This window comes from Rhodococcus sp. 14-2483-1-2 (assembly GCF_002259405.1).
GTDB lineage: Bacteria > Actinomycetota > Actinomycetes > Mycobacteriales > Mycobacteriaceae > Rhodococcoides.
In genome coordinates, this window is the sequence record NZ_NPFW01000021.1 from 94,339 (window position 1) to 113,053 (window position 18,715).

13 protein-coding genes and 1 tRNA gene are annotated in these 18,715 nt (G+C 64.1%); 4 read left to right on the forward strand and 10 right to left on the reverse strand.

What is annotated here, in order from left to right; all coding sequences use genetic code 11:
• Positions 1-87: 87 nt before the first annotated feature.
• The 5 genes from CH295_RS18950 to CH295_RS18970 all read right to left on the reverse strand — a co-directional run bounded on the left by CH295_RS18950 (position 88) and on the right by CH295_RS18970 (position 6,333).
• Positions 88-1,614, reverse strand: coding sequence for a flippase (locus CH295_RS18950; protein WP_094741641.1), 1,527 nt, complete (start codon positions 1,612-1,614; stop codon positions 88-90).
• Positions 1,614-2,666: a glycosyltransferase family 4 protein gene (locus CH295_RS18955; protein ID WP_094741642.1), complete on the reverse strand. Its 1,053-nt coding sequence runs from the start codon at positions 2,664-2,666 to the stop codon at positions 1,614-1,616. Before CH295_RS18955 ends, CH295_RS18950 begins: the two co-directional genes overlap by 1 nt.
• The gene (locus CH295_RS18960; protein ID WP_094741643.1) at positions 2,576-3,949 is read right to left on the reverse strand and encodes an O-antigen ligase family protein; all 1,374 of its coding nucleotides are present in this window, start codon (positions 3,947-3,949) and stop codon (positions 2,576-2,578) included. Before CH295_RS18960 ends, CH295_RS18955 begins: the two co-directional genes overlap by 91 nt.
• Positions 3,950-3,989: 40 nt before the next feature.
• Entirely contained in the window at positions 3,990-5,429 is a 1,440-nt protein-coding gene (locus CH295_RS18965; RefSeq protein ID WP_252342109.1) for a sugar transferase, read from the reverse strand.
• A gap of 196 nt (positions 5,430-5,625) precedes the next feature.
• On the reverse strand, positions 5,626-6,333 hold the full coding sequence (locus CH295_RS18970; protein WP_094741644.1) for a GAF domain-containing protein: 708 nt from the start codon (positions 6,331-6,333) through the stop codon (positions 5,626-5,628).
• A 169-nt stretch (positions 6,334-6,502) separates the two neighbouring features.
• On the opposite strand from CH295_RS18970, the gene CH295_RS18975 reads away from it, so the two are divergent.
• Positions 6,503-7,621, forward strand: coding sequence for an endo-1,4-beta-xylanase (locus tag CH295_RS18975; protein WP_094741645.1), 1,119 nt, complete (start codon positions 6,503-6,505; stop codon positions 7,619-7,621).
• A gap of 43 nt (positions 7,622-7,664) precedes the next feature.
• On the forward strand, positions 7,665-8,585 hold the full coding sequence (locus CH295_RS18980; protein WP_094741830.1) for an alpha/beta hydrolase: 921 nt from the start codon (positions 7,665-7,667) through the stop codon (positions 8,583-8,585).
• Here the strand turns inward: CH295_RS18980 and CH295_RS18985 are convergent.
• Complete coding sequence (locus CH295_RS18985) at positions 8,579-12,730, reverse strand: bifunctional nitrate reductase/sulfite reductase flavoprotein subunit alpha (RefSeq protein ID WP_094741831.1); 4,152 nt, start codon at positions 12,728-12,730, stop codon at positions 8,579-8,581. The two genes, CH295_RS18980 and CH295_RS18985, sit on opposite strands and share 7 nt — an antisense overlap.
• A gap of 259 nt (positions 12,731-12,989) precedes the next feature.
• Between CH295_RS18985 and CH295_RS18990 the strand changes: the two genes are divergently transcribed.
• A complete protein-coding gene (locus CH295_RS18990) occupies positions 12,990-14,183 on the forward strand; it encodes a L,D-transpeptidase (RefSeq protein WP_037193631.1) in 1,194 nt (397 codons plus the stop codon).
• 19 nt (positions 14,184-14,202) lie between these two features.
• Here CH295_RS18990 and CH295_RS18995 read toward each other — a convergent pair whose 3' ends face one another.
• The 3 genes from CH295_RS18995 to orn form a co-directional block, all read right to left on the reverse strand.
• Entirely contained in the window at positions 14,203-14,952 is a 750-nt protein-coding gene (locus CH295_RS18995; RefSeq protein ID WP_230596352.1) for a M23 family metallopeptidase, read from the reverse strand.
• Positions 14,953-15,277: 325 nt separating this feature from the next.
• Positions 15,278-15,353: transfer RNA gene (locus CH295_RS19000), tRNA-His, on the reverse strand.
• Between the two features lie 78 nt (positions 15,354-15,431).
• A complete protein-coding gene (gene orn / locus CH295_RS19005) occupies positions 15,432-16,043 on the reverse strand; it encodes an oligoribonuclease (RefSeq protein WP_094635673.1) in 612 nt (203 codons plus the stop codon).
• 95 nt (positions 16,044-16,138) lie between these two features.
• Here orn and CH295_RS19010 point away from each other — a divergent pair, with 95 nt between their 5' ends.
• On the forward strand, positions 16,139-17,863 hold the full coding sequence (locus CH295_RS19010) for a helicase HerA-like domain-containing protein (protein ID WP_094741832.1): 1,725 nt from the start codon (positions 16,139-16,141) through the stop codon (positions 17,861-17,863).
• A gap of 48 nt (positions 17,864-17,911) precedes the next feature.
• Here CH295_RS19010 and cmrA read toward each other — a convergent pair whose 3' ends face one another.
• Positions 17,912-18,715 (reverse strand): mycolate reductase, encoded by an 804-nt coding sequence (gene cmrA / locus CH295_RS19015; protein ID WP_094741646.1) that lies wholly within the window; start codon positions 18,713-18,715, stop codon positions 17,912-17,914.

Below are 18,715 nucleotides of genomic sequence, written 5' to 3' on the forward strand. Positions count from 1 at the left end.
GCACGATGGTCAGCTACATCCGCGAAACCCGACTTCGACTCCGCAGGGCACGGCCGGAATCGGGCGATGTGTCCGTTGTGTCGGTGGTCATTCGGAGTGCGCACGGTGTCGTCCCTTCTCGGCCGGCCCCGGCAGTGGAGACTCGACGAGTCCGATGGCGACGAACGCGTAGAGCACGCTCGCGACCAGCAGCGCTGCCGCGACCGAGATGAGCAGCCACAGGCCGGGATGGTGCTGCACCAGGAACCAGCCGCCGACCGTAGTGGCCGCGGTCACCACGACTGTCACCGAAATGGACTGCACTGGAAGCAGTCTGGATACGGGCATGCTTCGCGCGATCACGATCCACAAGAGAACGAGGGTGGTGCCGATCGTCACGACGGTCGAGATCGCAGCTCCGTCGTACGACATCCGCGGGATCAGGAACAGGTTCAACCCGATGTTCAGGGCCAGACCGACCAATGCCACCACGGGGTAGTGCCGCTGCATTCCGGCCGACGCGAGCAGGAAAATTCCCAGCATCACCAACGACATCAGCGCCGCACCGATGACGAGCAGACGGGCTGCGTGAGCTCCGTCGGTGAACCGTTCGCCGTACAGCAGGCCGATCAGCGGCTCGGCCGACGGCACGAACGCCGCGACAGCCATAGCGCCGAAGAGCGCGAACAGCAGTGCGGCCGAACGTGAGCGTGCACGAAATGCTGTGGTGTCGTGGGGCCACGACGCGACGAGCAGGGTGCTGATCGGTGCAACCGCCGCCAGGACGAAGGTGTCGATCACGTCCGAGAACTTGTAGCCGATGGAATACAGTCCCACGGCCTCGAACGTGTCGAGCAGGCTGAGCATCAACATGTCGATCTTGAGCATGGCGATGGTGAGAGCGAAGCCGATCGCGAGTGGCACGGCCTCCTTCAGGTAGGGCCCCCAGCGACGAATTTCGATGTGCCGCGACGGTCGCAGGCCCATGGAACGGTTACCGATGCCGAAACCCTTGGTCACCAACTTGAACACTTCGTTGGCCACGGCCGGGAGAACGAAGATCAGCAGGGTGGGGGCCAGCACGGCCGCCAGCACGGTCAACGCCAATTGGATTGCTTGCCCGGCGCTTTCGGCAACGGCCACGAGTACCAGACGGTGACGACTCTGGAAGAGCACACTCAATGCGTGACCCGGCGTTGCGAACACGACCACCAGTCCGCCCACCACCGTCGCGAGGACCACTTCGCTCGGATACTGCAGCAGCAGAACGTATGCGACGGCCAGCACGTACCCCACCAACCCGAGAACGGTACGCAGAGCGAGAAACGACGACGCCGTTCGACCGATCTCCTCGGGATCGTCGTCCATCAATTTCGCCAGCACGACGCGTCCGACCCCCAGATCGGTCACGACGGACATCAAGCCGAGCAGCGCGAAGACGAAGCTGAACTGGCCCCACTCGTCCGGTCCGAGGGACCTCGCGACGACGACGCTGCCCACCCACCCCAACGTCGCGATGATCACTCTGCTGATCAGAACGGCAATCGTCGCTTTGGCCGCGGCTTTCGGATCCGCTGCGATGGCGCGGTAGTCCGGGGGCTGCTCGGTGCCGTCGAGCGCGAGCTCCTCGGCCATCAGACCACGCCTGCGGCTCGATACGCGTCGGCGGTGAGTTCCGCCGTTCGACGCCAGCTGATCTCGCGGGTGGCAACGGCTGCCGCGTCGACAAGAGCTGCGCGGGCGTCCCCGTCGAAAGCGATGGGTTTCATCGCATGTACCCAGTCGTCCACGTTCTCCGATTCGACGAGAACGGCACCGTCGCCGACGACGTCGGGGAGGGCGCCGACGGCGCTGGCGACAACCGCGCCGCCCGACGCCATGGCCTCGACGGGCGGGAGTCCGTAGCCCTCGTACCGAGACGCGTATGCGGTGACTGTCGCGGCAGCGTAGAGGGCGGGTAGATCCTCGACATCGACGTAACCGAGTCCCCGGGAATTGCGGGGAGCGTGGGGACCGGTCGAGCCTGCCCCGGCCAGCAGACACGGAATTCCGAGTTTCTCCGCTGCGTCGGCCACCAGCTGAACGTTCTTGCGAGGCTCCACCGTTCCGACCTGCATGACGAAACGGTCCGGCAAGTCGTACTTGGACCGAACGACGTCCACCCGGCTGTCGGTGGGGACGGTGGCCCAGGCTGCGGGTGCCAAGCCGACCACAGTGGCGTCGCGCCCGCTGACCGCCTTGATTCGATCGGCGGTGAACTGCGAGACCGCGATGAGCAGATCTGCGCGGCGCAGTGTGCGCCGTACCAGTCTCTGTTCGCCGAGCGCGCGAAATCGACTCGAGGCCGACGGCATGTCGATGACCGAAAGGTCGTGCACCGTCGCAACTGTGAAGGCCTTGGTGAGGAACGGCAGGTCGACGTCCAGACCGTGCACCACATCGCAACGACCGACAGGAAGGGCCCCGAGCAACGCACGAGCTGCACCGCTGGTGACAGGCCGCTCCATCGCCGTGACCGAGGGAGGGAGCTCACCGACGGCGTCGCGCTGCACCGACGCGGCGAGATCGGCATCGGGTAGGCAGTGCGGTAACTCGTTCAGGAGCTCGCGAATGTAGGTCTGTACTCCGCTTCCGCCCGGCCGGAGGGCGAGCGCCCCGAAAACGATTCGTGTTGCGCTGCTGCGCATCCCACCACTCCTAACAAGAGCCAGAAATAGACATCGATCGGAAAGATCTCGAAATACGTCGAGACGAGACTGGCGAACATGGCGGCAACGATCGAGGCACCGACACCGAGTGCCAGTGCGCCGTCTCTGCCCGGTAGCGCTCGGGACAGGCGAGTGCACCACAGCAGCGACGTCACGAGCAAAGCGATCACCGCCCACAGGCCGATCGGTCCGAGTTCGAGCAGTGCCTTCACGTAGTAGTTGTCGGGCTGGTAGTTGGTGGAGAGCCCCGATTGCGTGAATGCGACACCCTCGGCGGTGGAAATGCTGTCTGCCGCAGAACCACTCGACCCCAGCCCCGTCCCGAACGGATGGATCAGGATGCTGGCGATGGTGTTGGCCCAGCCGTCGCCGCGTTGACCCAGACTGCTCGACGAGAAGAAGACCGACGTGATCTTGGGGACGAAGGGAACCGTGACCGCCACGGCCAGCGCTACCAGAGCGAGCGGCGCGGCGAGGTAGCGGAAGCGCACAGCGATCAGGTAGATGGCTCCGACCGCGAGCCCCAGAATTGCTCCTCGCACGATCGAACTGGACATGGCGACGACCATCATCGGAGTCGCGCACAGAAACAACATGTTTCGCCGACGATGTGGATCGGCCAGCGCGACCGCACCACCGACGAGCAACGCCAACATCACGTACAGCCCGAACGGGAACGGCAGGTTGAACGTGCTGAACGTGCGGAGCAGTCCACCCGATGTTCGGACCTGGGTGCCGTATTCGTACCCCAACGACACCAATGCGGCGGGTCCGGCCAGGAGTTGTGCGATGCCCACCGCCGAGGTGAACACACCCATACCCATGAGAACGGAGACGAGGTGGTCGCGGTCCGTGGCGTCGAACGGTGCAAGCCACATGACGACCACCAGCAGGATGTAGAAGAAGGTCACCTTGATGCCGAACACGCCGACGATTCCGAACGTGGCGAACGCAGACACGCTGCCGAACACGACGAAGACGACGGCCGCGGGCCACCACGGCATGAACACCCGAGGCGTCGAGCCACGAACGTGTCGGGGTCGACGCAACCACGCGCACAGAACCGTGAAGACGACCAGGCCTTCCTTCCAGCCGGACACCACCCCGGGGAGGGGAACGAGAAACAGAAGGCCGTGCAGTGGAACCAATCCCGCCAACAGCAACACACCGCGTTGCGGCCGACGGTAGATGGCCGAGGCGACCGCGCAGCCCAGCGCGAGCAGCACCGCTGCGCCGAAAGCGAGCGCAACGTACGTGATCACGCGGTGACCCGAACGTGGCCGTGTTCGGCGTGGACCACGATCAGTCCTCGGCGCGCTTCAGAACGGCGAGAACCGTGAGAAACAGAATCTTGACATCGAGCCACACGGACCAGTTCTCGATGTAGAAATTGTCCCATTCGGCGCGGTCCGCGATGGATGTCTGGCCCCTCAGGCCGTGCACCTGAGCCCACCCGGTCACTCCGGCCTTGACGCGGTGCCGCTCTCCGTACCGACGGATCTGCATCTCGAAGAGATCGACGTACTCGGGGCGCTCCGGTCGCGGGCCGACCAGGCTCATGTCGCCGCGAAGTACGTTGAGCAACTGCGGAAGTTCGTCCAGCGAGGTCTGACGCATGATCTTGCCGATTCGCGTTCGTCTGTCGACTCCCTCGACACCGCCGGGCGCGTCCCCGGCCTTCCGCTCGAACTCGGCGTCGGACGCACGTGGAGGGCGCATGGAGCGAAACTTCAAGCAGTCGAACGGTAGTCCGTCGCGGCCGATTCGCTCCTGTTTGAAGAAGATCGGGCCGGGCGAACTCAGGCGCACGAGCAGTACGAGAGTCAGAAAGACAGGGGAGAGCAACAGAACACCGACTGCGGACAGGATCCGATCGAGAGCCCCTTTGACGGCGAACTGCCAGCCTTTGGGGTCGACGTGCGGAAGGACCATCAGGGGCAGTCCGCCGATGTGCTCGATGCGGGTGTGCAAACCGACGGTGTCGTACAGCCGCGGAACCACCCACACCCGCATACCGAGCCGGTGCGCAACCCTGATCGCAGCCACCAATTCTCTGTCCTGACTCGGTGCGAAGGCAACGATCAGTTCCTCGGCCCCGGTGCTGCGGGCGACTGCCTCGAAGTCGGTCGTGATCCCGAGGTGAACCAGGCTCGTCGGATCGTTGTCACTCGGGTCGAGCGTGGCTGCCGGTGCGTCGCCGACGTACCCGACGGGCGCGAGTCCGTACTCGGGGAACTGGCGCATTCGCGCGGCGAGTTGATGGGCGATGGGATCGTTGCCGACGACGATGGTCGGCGCGGCACATCCGTACTTGGAACGCATGACGCGCTGAAGCACGACCCGAGCGAGACGGGCGAGCGCGATCGTGACGGCACTCAACAGCCACAGCCTCAGCACAATGGCGCTGGGCCGATAGACGGTGTCGGACAGGAACATCGTGACGAGCAGAGCCAGTGACGCGAAGGCGACGGCCGTTTCTGCCGGCCCGATCTCGTCGAGAAAGTTGCGGCGGAGGCTTCGTCGGTACATGGACTTGCCGGCGAGGATGCCGATCAGCAACGGTACGAACAGCCAGGGGAGCAGCCCTGAGTCGGTGAGATTTCCGGCGTGCCACAGCAACGCTCCGACCACGGCCACGATGGCAGCGACCGAATCCAGAGCAACAGTGACCCCGGTGTGCCATGGATCGACTCGGAGACGGTCGGCGATAGCTCGCGGTACGGCAGACGAATCGGTTGTCACCGGCCGAGGCCGAATTCGCGCTGGTTCCAATATTTGGGGCACAACCACTTCCGGGGGCTCGGATCGATTCGGATTCGGTAAAGATATCCCAATCAATTCATACCGACACGGGCGCGTGCTAACGATCGAGTCACGCAAAAAAGACCAAGAGTTTGTTGAGAGTCCTGATTACGGAACGAATATTGATTCGCGTCGTTTATCCGAGTATCCGCTCGCGAATGATCCAGGCAAGGTCCTGAAGAATCTGAATGTGACCGGTCGTCCATTGCCGTGGTCGCTGATCCCACACGCACACAGTGCCCACCGAATGACCGTCGTCGTCGGTGAGTGGGACGCTGAGGTACGAGACCAACATGTTCGCCTGTACCGAAGGATGGTCCTTGAGTACGTCGTGCAATCGAACGTCCTCGACCACCAACGGCCGACCGGTGTCGATCACGTATCGGCAGATCGAACCCTCGAGGGGAACCTCCTGCGCGCCATCGAGTTCCGAGGGAAGCCCGACGGCACTCTTGAAGTACTGACGCCTGTCGTCGAGGAGCGAGAATGCAGCAGAAGGGGCACTGAGCGCGTCGGCCACCATGGCGACGACCCGGTCGTATCCGGCATCGGAGCCGGTGTCCATCAGCCCTGTTCGAGCCACTGCAGCAAGCCGATCCGGGTCGTCGATCGGAGTGCCGAACTCTCTGGTCGGCTCGGCCGGACCGGCACCGTTCTCGGTACTGTCCTCCAATGCTCTGAGAAGCGCACCGACCTCGGAATCGGGATCCTCGGACAGTTCTCGCACGATTCGATCGACAACAGCTCGCCGAATGTATGCCTCGGGAGACTGGCCTGATCTGTCCGCCTGTCGGGCGAGCACATCGTTCAGGCGGTCGTCGAAACCGGGAAATCCTGTCGTCATTGTCCAGATGGTAGTACAGGCCGAGTTGTCACACCGACGCTCGAGTCGGTGCATTTCACTATTCGTATTTCCGGGGATGTTCCGCAGCCGAGGAGTGAGACAAAGTGAGCAACAACAAAGTTTTGCCGGTACCCGTTTTCTGAATCACGGCAGTTGCTAACATCTGCCGATGAAACGGAGTTCACCGCGGCGAGCTATTGCGGCACTGACGGTCGTGTTGTTGTCGCTCTCGGCCGGGGCGGTGCCCGCTGCTGCATCGGTCCTGCGGGAGCAGCAGACGCCGGGCGGTAGTCCTTCGTGTGCTCGGCAATCGGACGCGGTGCGGATCGGAATATCACCCGGAGCGACGATAGGTGCTCTGTCCGCAGCGGATCTCGATCGGGAACTCACACTCGCCCGTGACGCGGGGACGTTCGCGGTTCGTCTCGACATCGATTGGTCTGCAATCGAGCCGACCCGGGGCAAGTTCGATTGGAGCCGAACGGATCGGGTGATCGATGCCGTTGTGGCCCACGGGATGTGCGTGCACGGCATTGTCGCGTACACCCCGAGGTGGGCACGCGTGGCTGCTGCCGTCAACGATTCGCACTCCCGTCCTGCGAACCCCGCCACCTTCGCGGCGTTCGCCAAGACCGTGGTTCAGCGATACCAGAGCCGAATCAACATCTGGGAAGTGTGGAACGAGCCGAACATCGTGACGTTCTTCAAGCCCGCTCCCGACGTAACGGCGTACTCGGCGCTGCTGCGCGCGACCTACACGGTGATCAAGCAAGTGCAACCCGATTCCACCGTGCTTGCAGGCGGGATGGCACCCTCCGAGGACAAGGACGGCAACATCGCGGGTACGACGTTCCTGTCGAAGATGTACGCGCAAGGATCCAACAAGTATTTCGACGCCTTCAACGTTCACCCGTACACGTGGCCGTATCTACCCAACGACCCGGACACGGCGTCGTGGAACACCGCCATGAAGATGTGGCCGATGCGAGACACCATGGTCGCCGGTGGCGACAGTGCGAAGCAGATCTGGATCACGGAGTTCGGAGCTCCCACCGGGACGGCCCCCAACAGTGTCAGCGAGCAGACGCAATCGGACAGCATAGGAATCGTCCTCGATGCCGTCCTCGGCAACGACTGGCTCGGTCCGGCCTACGTCTACAGCCTGCGCGACGCTGGTTCCAACACCGCCGACACCGAACAGAACTTCGGTCTGGTGCACAGAGACTGGACGCCCAAGATCGCCTACGGACGCGTCGACGCCTACGCCGCGGAGCATTCCGGTCGGTAGTCGACCTGTTCCACCGTCGACCGCAATGGGCTACTGTCTGCGCATGAATTCGCAGCCGGGGGGCTCGATCCCAGATCGCATCGATGTCACGTTCGATTCTCACGGAGACGTCTGCGCGGCGTGGCTCTATCTTCCGACCGGCACCGGCCCCGCTCCGGTGATGGTCATGGCGCATGGCCTCGGCGGAACTCGGGAAATGCGGCTCGACGCCTACGCGGAGCGTTTCCGCGCCGCGGGGTACGCCTGCCTGGTGTTCGACTATCGCTACTTCGGGGCCAGCGGAGGCGAGCCACGGCAGCTGCTCGACATCGAATCACAGCTGCAGGACTGGGCATCGGCCATCGACCACGCGCGTTCCCGTTCGGATGTGGACACCGCGCGAATCGTGTTGTGGGGCTCGTCGTTCGGTGGTGGTCACGTCATCGTCGCCGCCGCCCGAGACCGGAAGGTCGCGGCAGTGATCTCGCAGTGCCCGTTCACCGACGGGATTGCCTCCGGACTCGCGTCGAACACCTGGACGTCGACGAAACTGTCCGGCCGGGCTCTCGGCGATCTGGCGGGATCGGTGATCGGGCGACCGCCGTTGATGGTGAACACGGCCGGACGACCGGGGACGACCGCACTGATGACCTCGCCCGACAGCTACGACGGGTACCTCGCACTCGCGCCGGACGCCGACGAAACGTTCCACAACCGAGTCGCAGCAAGAGTCGCGCTGCAGATCGTGCGGCACCGGCCCGGGCGTCGGGCAAAGGACGTTCGCTGTCCCATCCTGTTCGTCGTCTGCGAGACGGATTCGGTTGCGCCGGCGAAGGCCACTCTGCGCTACGCGCGGACGGCACCGCACGGAGAGATCAAGACATACGACGCCGGCCATTTCGAGATCTACCTGGGCGAGGCGTTCGAGCGGGTCGTGGGGGACCAGATCGAGTTCCTGACCCGCACGGTTCCACCGACTCAGTAGACGTCGCGTACGTATCGCTTCTCTGCGGCAAGGGCTTTGACATAGGCCTCGGCACTGCTCGGCGCGAGCTTGCCGTGTTGTGCCACCACGCCCTTCAGTGCGGCGTCGACGTCCTTGGCCATTCTGGACGCATCGCCGCACACGTAGAAGTGCGCACCGCGGTGAATCCAGTTCCACAGCTCTGCCCCGTGCTCACGCATTCGATCCTGGACGTAGACCTTGTCCTTCTGATCGCGCGAAAATGCGACGTCCAACCGGTTCAACGAACCGTCGCCGAGCATCGCCGTCAGTTCCTCGCGATAGTAGAAGTCCGTGTCGGCGTGCTGTTCACCGAAGAACAGCCAATTGTGGCCGGTGTGCCCGAGTGCGCGACGCTCGTGCAGGAATGCGCGGAACGGGGCGACGCCGGTACCCGGGCCCACCATGATCATCGGGGTGGTGGGATCGTCCGGCGGTTTGAAGTGCGAGGTCTTCTGCACGAATATCCCCACGTCGTGGTTCGACGCATGGTCGGCCAGGTAGGTCGAGCACACCCCGCGCCGGGGAACTCCGTGCACGTTGTACCGCACCGCCGAGACAGTCACCTGTACCTCGTTGGGGTTTTCCTTCGGACTCGACGAAATCGAGTACAGCCGTGGTTGCAAGGGTTTGAGGACTCCCAACCAGTCGTCCACCGAGGCCCGAACCGGATGTGCAGCAAGCACATCGATCGACTGGCGACCCCACATCCAGTCGGACAGCGCATGCTTGTTGTCGGGATGCAGCATCGCCTCCAGGTCGTCGTCCGCAGTTCGTCGGTGGACGAACTTCAGTAGATCCGTTGTTGCACGAGCGATTTCGAGATGGCTGCTCAGCGCCGTGCGCAGCGACATCGGGCCGTATCCAGCGAGGTCGACAGCGGTGTCACGGTCCAGGCCGGTGGCCTCGAGCCACTCGTCGACGTAGGCGTCGCTGTTGCGCGGCCATACTCCGAGCGCGTCGCCGACCTCGTACTCGAGGGTCCCGTCGGGCAGATGGAATCCGAACTGGCGTACATCCTTGACGGATCCGCGTGCGGTCAGTACTCGATTGCGTACGAGAGTCGTCACCAGCGGTGACTTCTTGCTGTACCGCTCCGGCTCCGCTCGGGTCTGCGGGACGGTGCGCGCGGCCGACTCCACCCGTGCGTCGTCGGTGGTGGTGGTGGTGGTGGTGGAATCGGCATCGTGCCGGAGCCGATCGACCACCGCATCGAGCCACGCCGCGGCCTCGCTCTCGTAATCGGGCTCGCAGTCGACCCGCTCGAGCAGCCGTTGCGCACCCAACTCGGCGAGGCGCTCGTCGATCCTGCGGCCGTGGCCGCAGAAGTCCGCGTAGCTCGAGTCACCGAAAGCGAGTACGGCATAACGGATTTCCGGAAGCGTCGCCGCGGACTCGGCGACGAGGCTGTCCCAGAACGTCTCACCGTTGTCGGGCGCTTCGCCGTCACCGGTGGTACTGCTCACGATCAGCACGTCTGCCTCGGCGGGCAGACGATCGACGGTGAAACCGTCCATCGAGTGTTCGGCGATCGTCAGACCGGCTCCCCGTAGGTGGGAAAGGCAGGACTGGGCGTACTCCTCGGCGGTGCCGGTCTGCGAGGCCCAGAGCAGCAGCACCGGGCGTCGCCCCGCATCGGCGGTATCGGCCGATGCGCCGGGAGCAGCGCCGTCGGTGTCCGGTCTGCGCGAGAACAGTCCGGCGAGAACGCCGTCGAGCCATGCGTGGGTTTCGGGGGACAGGGGAGTCCGCGACGGCAGGGTGGGCGTTCCGGCTGCGCTGCGTCCGGCCTCACTGCCCAGACCTTCGAGAAATCCTGCGATGTAACGCTGTTCGACGGTGGTCAGCGGTTCCGACGGACGTGCTGGGCGACCGACGATCGTGGCGAGCGCCTCGACCGGATCGTGGGAACGTTCGTCGCCGACGGGTGAGGATGATTGGGCTGCAGCAACTCTGGTGAGTGTGACTGCACACGCCTTGAATTCGGGTTGTCGAGAATACGGATCGATGGCGTCGTTGGTGACGGCATTGATGGCGAGATACTCACCGAATTCGTCGTTCCAGTGGAAGGGCGCGAAGCAACCGCCCGGGAGCACTCGATCGGTGAGGACGGCTGGCAGGACGGCTCGGCCTCGGCGGGACGCGACCTCGATGCTGTCGCCGTCGATCACACCGAGCCGCTCGGCGTCGAGTGGGTGGACCTCGACGAACGGGCCGGAATCTAGTTTGTTCAGCTTGGCGACCTTGCCGGTCTTGGTCATGGTGTGCCACTGGTGTGGCAGGCGTCCGGTGTTGAGTAGAAACGGGTAGTCGTCGTCGGGCATCTCCGCCGGCAGCATGCTGGGCCGGGCGAAGAACTGGGCCCGACCGCTCGGGGTGGGGAAGGACAGTGCGGGGATCGAACCGTCATCGGACACCCGTTGCCGTTGGCTGACCCCGTCGTTGAGGTAGCGGATCGGGTGCCGAGTGGTTGTCGCGTCGGGCGGACACGGCCACTGGATGGGACTCTCACGCAGGCGTTCGTAGGTGACTCCGCGAATGTCGTAGCCAGTGTTCGGATTCCAGAACTGCTTGATCTCCTCGAACACCTCCTCGGCACTCGCATAGGTGAAGGCATCGGCATACCCGAGCGCGCACGCCATGTCGGCGATGATCTTCCAGTCCGGCAATGCACCGCCCGGTGCCTCGACCGCCGGTTGGAACAGCGTGAGGTTGCGTTCGGAATTGACCATCACTCCGTGCGCTTCCGTCCACAACGCGGCGGGCAGCATCACATCGGCGTAGTCGTTGGTTTCGGTATCGGCGAACGCATCCTGAGTGATGACCAATTCGGCGCGCTCGAGACCGTCGATCACCGTCGTTCGGTTGGCCACCGAGGCAACCGGATTGGTGCAGATGATCCAGCAGGCCTTGATCTCACCGGCAGCGAGCTTGGAGAACATCTCGATGGTTCCGCCGCCGACATCGGTCCGCAACGTTCCGTGCGGAATTCCCCATCGGTCCTCGACGAATTCGCGGTCGGCGTCGTCGAACACCGCTCGCTGTCCCGGCAGCCCGGGGCCCATGTATCCCATTTCCCGTCCGCCCATGGCGTTCGGTTGCCCGGTCAGGGAGAACGGGCCGCTGCCGGTCTTGCAGATGGCACCGGTCGCCAGATGGAGGTTGCACAGCGCGTTGGTGTTCCAGGTTCCGTGCGTCGACTGGTTCAGGCCCATCGTCCAGCAGCTCATCCAGTTCTGTGCACCGCCGATCATCGCGGCCGCGGCTCGCAGGTCTTGCTCATCGAGACCGGTTGCGGCGCAGACCTTCTCCGGGGTGTAGTCGTCGAGGAAGTCCGGCATGGCGTCCCACCCGTCGGTGAAATCCGCGATGAACTCGGGGTCGATGTCGCCGTTCTCCGCGATGAGCGCGAGCAGTCCGTTGAGCAGCGCCAGGTCCGAACCCGGCTCGAGTTGCAGATGCAGGTGGGCCTTGTCTGCGGTGGCGGTGCGACGGGGGTCGACGACGATCAGCTTCGCCCCTGCCTTGACGCGGTCCATCATCCGCAGGAACAGAATGGGGTGACAGTCGGCCATGTTGGAGCCGATGACGAAGAAGACGTCTGCGTGGTCGAAGTCCTGGTACGACCCGGGCGGACCGTCGGCTCCCAGCGACTGCTTGTACCCGGTTCCTGCGCTCGCCATGCAGAGTCGGGAATTGGATTCGATCTGGTTGGTGCCGATGAATCCCTTGGCGAGTTTGTTCGACAGGTACTGGGCTTCGATCGACATCTGCCCCGACACGTACAGCGCGAGCGCATCGGGGCCGTGTTCGTCGATGATGGTTCGCAGCCGCCGGGCGGTGTCGTTGATCGCCACCGACGTGTCCGTGCTCTCCGGGCGCTCGCCGCGGCGCTGCCTGATCTGGGCCTTCTCGAGCCGCCCGGGCCCGGCGAGCATGTCCGCGGTGGTGGTTCCCTTGGTGCACAGGCGGCCGAAGTTGGCCGGGTGGGACTTGTCGCCGACGGACTTGGTGACGACAGGCCTGGTCGGGGTGGCATCGGAGGATGTGGTCGGGCCGCCGATCTCGAGCACCATGCCGCATCCCACGCCGCAGTACGCGCAGAGTGTCTTCACCGTGGTGACCATGGATTCCACAGTGCCCGGCCCAGGGTGCGCCGTCATTACACGTCAGTTAGCCGGATATGACGTTGTCCTCACCGTGCCCCGCCAGGGGCGGTGATGTCCGCTCGGGAGCTGATGAGAGGCGGATGGGAGGTAACACGAACTTCCCGGTACGCGATTGGTACTCGAACGTTACTCATCGAACGGGCTGTCGAGTGGAGTGTCCGATTTTCCGCTGGCACAATCGTCCGGGTCGGGCTCGAAGTGGGAAGTGGTGTGGTTCATGAGGGTGTATCGCGGATTCGTACTCGCCGCGGTGGGAGTGGTTGCTTCGGTGGCAGTCCTGTCGGGATGTAGTTCTGCGTCGGACATCTCCGAGCCGTCGGTTCCGATCGACTCCAACCCGATGACCGAGCTGATGAAGCCGAAGCTGACGTCGAGCGTCCTCGACGGAGCCGTCGGATTCTCGCCGGCGGACCCGGTGACCGTCTCGGTTGCCGACGGCAAGTTGTCCTCGGTGACGATGCTCAACCCGGAGGGCAAGCCCGTCTCCGGAGCGATTTCGCCCGACGGATTGTCGTGGACCAACACCGAACCGCTCGGCTACGACCGCGAATACCGCGTCCAGGCCGATGCGTACGGACTCGGGGGAGCGTCGAGCACGGTATCGAGCTTCACCACCAGCCAACCCGGCAACTTCACCAAGCCCTACGTTCTGCCGAACCCCGGCGACGTCGTCGGAATCGGTCAGCCGGTCGCGGTTCAGTTCGACGAACCGATCACCGACAAGGTCGCCGCGCAGAACGCCATCACCGTCACCACGACGCCTGCCGTCGAGGGCGCGTTCTACTGGGTCAACAACAAGGAAGTTCGCTGGCGTCCGCAGAACTACTGGGCACCGGGCACCAAGGTCGACGTGGCGGTCGACGTGTACGGGCGCGATCTCGGGGACGACATCTTCGGCCAGGAGAACGCCACGACATCGTTCACGATCGGTGACGCCGTCATCGCCACCGCCGACGACAACACCAAGCAGGTGACGTTCAACGTCAACGGCCAGGACGTCATCACCATGCCGACGTCGATGGGCAAGGACAGCACTCCCACCGACAACGGCGTCTACATCATCGGCGACCGCTTCGAGCATCTCGTGATGGATTCGTCGACCTACGGTGTTCCGGTGAATTCGTCCAGCGGATACCGCACTCCGGTCGACTGGGCCACGCGGATGTCCTACAGCGGCATCTTCTTCCACTCCGCACCGTGGTCGGTGGGACAGCAGGGCTATTCCAATGCCTCGCACGGGTGCCTGAACCTGAGTCCCACCAACGCGAAGTGGGTCTACGACAACACCAAGCGCGGCGACATCGTCGTCGTGAAGAACACCGTCGGTGGAACGCTGTCGGGTACCGACGGCCTCGGTGACTGGAACGTCCCGTGGGACGAGTGGAAAGCCGGGAACGCCACCACGGTCTGATCGGACCCGATTCGGCCGATCAGCTTCGGTCGCGAGTCTGGTACAGCGAGGGATCGATGCCCAGGGTCTTCAGGTACGCCACCGGTTCGATGCTCGAACCGTTGTTGCGGACCTCGAAGTGCAGATGCGGTCCGGTCGAATTTCCGGTGCTGCCGACTGCGCCGAGAACGTCGCCCGGTGCCACTTCGTCGCCGACCGCGACGGCGATGCTGGACTGGTGACCGTAGTACGTCTCGGTGTTGCCACTCTTGACCCGGACGAGCTTGCCGTAGCCGTCGCCTGCGTCTCCGGCCTGAACGACGGTTCCGCCGGTCACCGCGTGGATGGGGGTTCCGCTGTCCGCCGCGAAGTCCACGCCCTGGTGGTACTGCGCTCCGTTGCCGGTCGGGTTGTTGCGTCCGCCGTAGCCCGAACTGATGCGGTACTTGCCTGCGTCGATGGGGAGCACTGCCCCGCCGAGCCCTACCGTCGGGGCCGCGGTCGGGAGTTCGATCTCGGGTACGTCCACTGTGCTCGGGGCGTCCGGTGAGTCCGGTGCGGTGAGTACGTCGCTGTCGAGAACGATGGCTGCCACCTGGTTGATGAGGACGCCGGTGGCGTCCAGGACAGCAGCGAGAATCGCGGCCCGTTGCTGCGCGTCGGGCTGCGGTATCGGAATCTGGGGGAGTTCGATCGTGGGTTGAGCGGTGGCCACCGCTGGGCTGAGCAAGCCGGTTGTGCCGATGCACAGTGCTGCCGACAAGATCGAACCCGCTATGACTCTGTGCATTCTGCGACCCACGAAAAGCCTCCTCGTCTGCGTCCTCCGCGCACCGTCGGATGGGTGCGAGCAGGACGTAAGAACATGTTCGGTGACGCTTCGGGGCACGCTGAATTCACGTAACAGAAAACACATGAATCACATTGGTACTTTTCTTCCCCAAAAGTGCCATTGGTAACCGTACGTCACATTAACCCCACAGGAAACCTGAATGTTGAATTACAACAACGTAATTCGAGGTCAGGGTGGTCGCGTCGGAACCGGGAAGGCTCACGGACCGGGAGATGGACGCACAAAAAAGGCCGGTCTCGCGAGGAGACCGGCCTTCTTCGTATGGGGTGAGCGACGGGACTCGAACCCGCGACATCCAGGATCACAACCTGGTGCTCTACCAGCTGAACTACGCCCACCATTGCACGCGTCCGCAGAACCTTTTTGGGCTCTGCATCAGCAGCGTCGACAATACTAGCGGGTTGAATCCGAGGTTGCTAATCCGCCCCCGATTGCGTGTCGAGTTCGGCAACAACTGCCGCGATGTCGCTGGTAGAGGGCCCCGGCGGAGCCACGAAGGCCGTCCGGCGGTAGTACTGCAACTCTTTGATCGACTCCTTGATATCCGCCAGGGCGCGGTGCGCAAGGCCCTTGGCCGGCTGCCCGTAGTAGATCCGTGGGTACCACCGTCGGGAAAGTTCCTTGATCGAGCTGACGTCGATCATTCGGTAGTGGAGGTAGGTGTCGAGCGCGGTCATGTCGCGAGAGATGAATCCGCGATCGGTCCCGATGGAGTTTCCCGCGAGCGGAACAGTTCCGGCCACCGGGACATGCTCCTTGATGTACGCCAGTACGCGCTGCTCGGCTTCCTCCAGCGTCACCGTCGATGCGCGCACTTCGTCGGTCAAGCCCGACTTGGCGTGCATGTCGGTGACGACGGCAGGCATGTTCGCCAACGCGTCGTCATCGGCGTGGATGACGATGTCGACACCCTCTCCGAGGATGTTCAGCTCACTGTCGGTCACCAGCGCCGCAATTTCGATCAGCTTGTCCTTGCTCAGGTCCAAGCCGGTCATTTCACAATCGATCCACACAAGTTTGTCCTGCACGCGCTCCACCCTAGTGCGAGCTGCGATGCCACTAGGGTTTGCGGTGGCGATCGAAACCAGTTCAGCACCAGCACACGTTCATGGAGGACGCGGACATGACACTCGACCCGACGCAGCCGGCACCCACGCTCAGTCCTGCCGAGAGGGCGAAGGCGGCCAAGGCGGCGGCCGTCGAAGCCGCACGGGTGGCTGCCGAAGCTCTGGCTGCAGCGGACGCGGCCGAAGCCGAGGCGCTTGCCGCGGAACAAGGGTCGACACCGACTGCGAACGGTAAGGCTGCCGAGATCTCTGCCGGATATGCCTCTGCGGGTGCAGCTTTGGAGCTGGGAACCGTAGTTCTCGACGGCGTCACCGATCCGGCTGCTCGCATCCGAATTCCGTTGGCGACGTTGAACAGGCACGGTCTCGTTGCCGGGGCCACCGGAACCGGTAAGACCAAGACCCTGCAGGGCATTGCCGAACAGCTTTCTGCGGCAGGGGTTCCCGTCGTCATGGCCGATGTCAAAGGCGATCTGTCGGGCCTGTCCGCGCCGGGGGAGGACAACGAGAAGATTCGCAGCCGCGCTGCGGACACCGGTCTGACGGACTGGGCTCCGGCCGGACACCCGGTGGAGTTTCTTTCTCTCGGCACCGAGGGAATCGGAGTGCCGGTCCGCGCCACCATCACGGCGTTCGGTCCGATTTTGCTGAGTAAAGTGTTGGGGCTGAACAACACTCAGGAATCCACCCTCGGTCTGATCTTTCACTGGGCTGATTCCCAGGGTCTCGCCCTGCTCGACCTCAAAGACCTGCGATCGGTGATCATGCACCTGACCAGTGACGAGGGCAAAGCCGACCTGAAAGGCATCGGCGGGGTCTCCTCGGCCACCGCAGGCGTCATTCTGCGCGCGCTGGTCAACCTCGAAGCAGACGGAGGAGACACCTTCTTCGGTGAGCCGGAACTCGAGACCGAGGATCTGCTGCGCGTCGGACCGGACGGCAGAGGGGTCATCACTCTGTTCGAGCTCGGGGCGCAGGCGTCACGTCCGGTGATGTTCTCCACCTTCCTGATGTGGGTGCTCGCCGACCTGTTCCAGACGCTTCCCGAGGTGGGCGATATCGACAAGCCCAAACTGGTCTTCATCTTCGACGAGGCACACCTGCTGTTCGCCGATGCGTCCAAGGCGTTCCTGCAGCAGGTGGAGCAGACCGTCAAGCTCATCCGATCCAAGGGCGTCGGTGTCTTCTTCTGCACGCAGCTGCCTACGGACGTCCCCAACGATGTTCTCTCACAGTTGGGGGCGCGGATTCAGCATGCCCTGCGCGCCTTCACGCCCGATGATCAGAAGGCGTTGAACAAGACGGTGCGCACGTACCCCAAGACCGATGCGTACGACCTCGAAAAAGCCCTGACGTCGTTGGGGACCGGCGAAGCCATCGTGACGGTGCTCTCGGAGAAGGGTGCCCCGACACCGGTGGCGTGGACGAAGATCCGCCCGCCGCGCTCCCTGATGGACACCATCGGCAACGACGCCATCGCGGCGGCCGCGTCGTCGAGCACGTTGTCCGCGAAGTACCGGGAGACCATCGACCGCGAGTCCGCCTACGAGCGCATGAACGCGCGGGTGGCGAATGTGCCAGCTCCGGCCGAGAAGTTCGACATCCCGCCCCTGCCTGCGGATCTGCCCGATCTGCCTCCGAGCGAGCCGGACGGGCCGTCGGCCGCGGAGCGCATCATGGGCAACCCAGCGGTCAAGAGCTTCCTACGATCGGCTGCCTCGGCGGCCGGCCGCGAGATCTCGCGCAGCATCTTCGGAACCGGACGCCGCCGGCGGCGCTGAGCTTGCTCAGTCGGGAGTGGAGCCCGCGGAACGACCAGGATTCGGGTATCAGTTGCCGAGCTTCTTGTAGAAGCTGCCGATGATCGGTGCGGAGATGCTGCGTGGGCTGTACTGCCCGGCTACCGACATGCCCTTGCTCAGCAGGCCGGGCACGACGCGCATCTTGTTCTTCGCCAGGCCGTCCAGCGACAGCTTCGCGGTGTAGGCGCTGTCGATCCACAGGAAGTCGGGAACCATCTTGTCCACGATCGACGCATCGGCCGGGTCCGGTGTCTCGGTGCGAACCGGGCCCGGAGCGAGCAGTGTGACGTTGACGCCGGTGCCCGCGAGCTCACCGCGCAGTGACTCCGAGAACGTGTTGACGAAGGCCTTGGTTGCCGCGTACGTCGCATTGTTGGGGATGGCCATGTTGCCTGCCGCAGATCCGGTGATGAGGATGCCGCCTGCTCCGCGACCGATCATGCCGGGCATGACCGCGAGCGTGAGGTCGTGTACAGCAACGGCATTGAGCTCCACCTGATCGCGCTCGTACGCGGGATCGAGCCCGGCCACCGGTCCGAACGTCGCGATGCCTGCGTTGTTGCACAGGATCGAGATCTCACGCTCGGACAGTTCGGTGACCAGCTCCTGGCGCTGCTCGCGGTTCGACAGATCCGACGCCCGCACCTCGACGGTGACGCCGTGCTCGGCCGTGAGCTTCGCGGCCAGCGCCTCGAGCAGTTCGCCGCGTCGGGCCACCACGATCAGCGAGTGACCACGGGCGGCGAGTTCGGTGGCCAGGGCTTCACCGATACCGGAAGAGGCTCCGGTGACGACGGCGCGGGCATCGGGGCTGGGCTTGGGCAGGCTCAC

Coding starts and splice junctions, on each gene's coding strand:
- CH295_RS18950 (WP_094741641.1), bottom strand. CDS start 1,614: ATGGCCGAGGAGCTCGCGCTCGACGGCACCGAGCAGCCCCCGGACTAC.
- CH295_RS18955 (WP_094741642.1), bottom strand. CDS start 2,666: ATGCGCAGCAGCGCAACACGAATCGTTTTCGGGGCGCTCGCCCTCCGG.
- CH295_RS18970 (WP_094741644.1), bottom strand. CDS start 6,333: ATGACGACAGGATTTCCCGGTTTCGACGACCGCCTGAACGATGTGCTC.
- CH295_RS18975 (WP_094741645.1), top strand. CDS start 6,503: ATGAAACGGAGTTCACCGCGGCGAGCTATTGCGGCACTGACGGTCGTG.
- CH295_RS18980 (WP_094741830.1), top strand. CDS start 7,665: ATGAATTCGCAGCCGGGGGGCTCGATCCCAGATCGCATCGATGTCACG.
- CH295_RS18985 (WP_094741831.1), bottom strand. CDS start 12,730: ATGGTCACCACGGTGAAGACACTCTGCGCGTACTGCGGCGTGGGATGC.
- CH295_RS18990 (WP_037193631.1), top strand. CDS start 12,990: ATGAGGGTGTATCGCGGATTCGTACTCGCCGCGGTGGGAGTGGTTGCT.
- CH295_RS18995 (WP_230596352.1), bottom strand. CDS start 14,952: ATGCACAGAGTCATAGCGGGTTCGATCTTGTCGGCAGCACTGTGCATC.
- CH295_RS19010 (WP_094741832.1), top strand. CDS start 16,139: ATGACACTCGACCCGACGCAGCCGGCACCCACGCTCAGTCCTGCCGAG.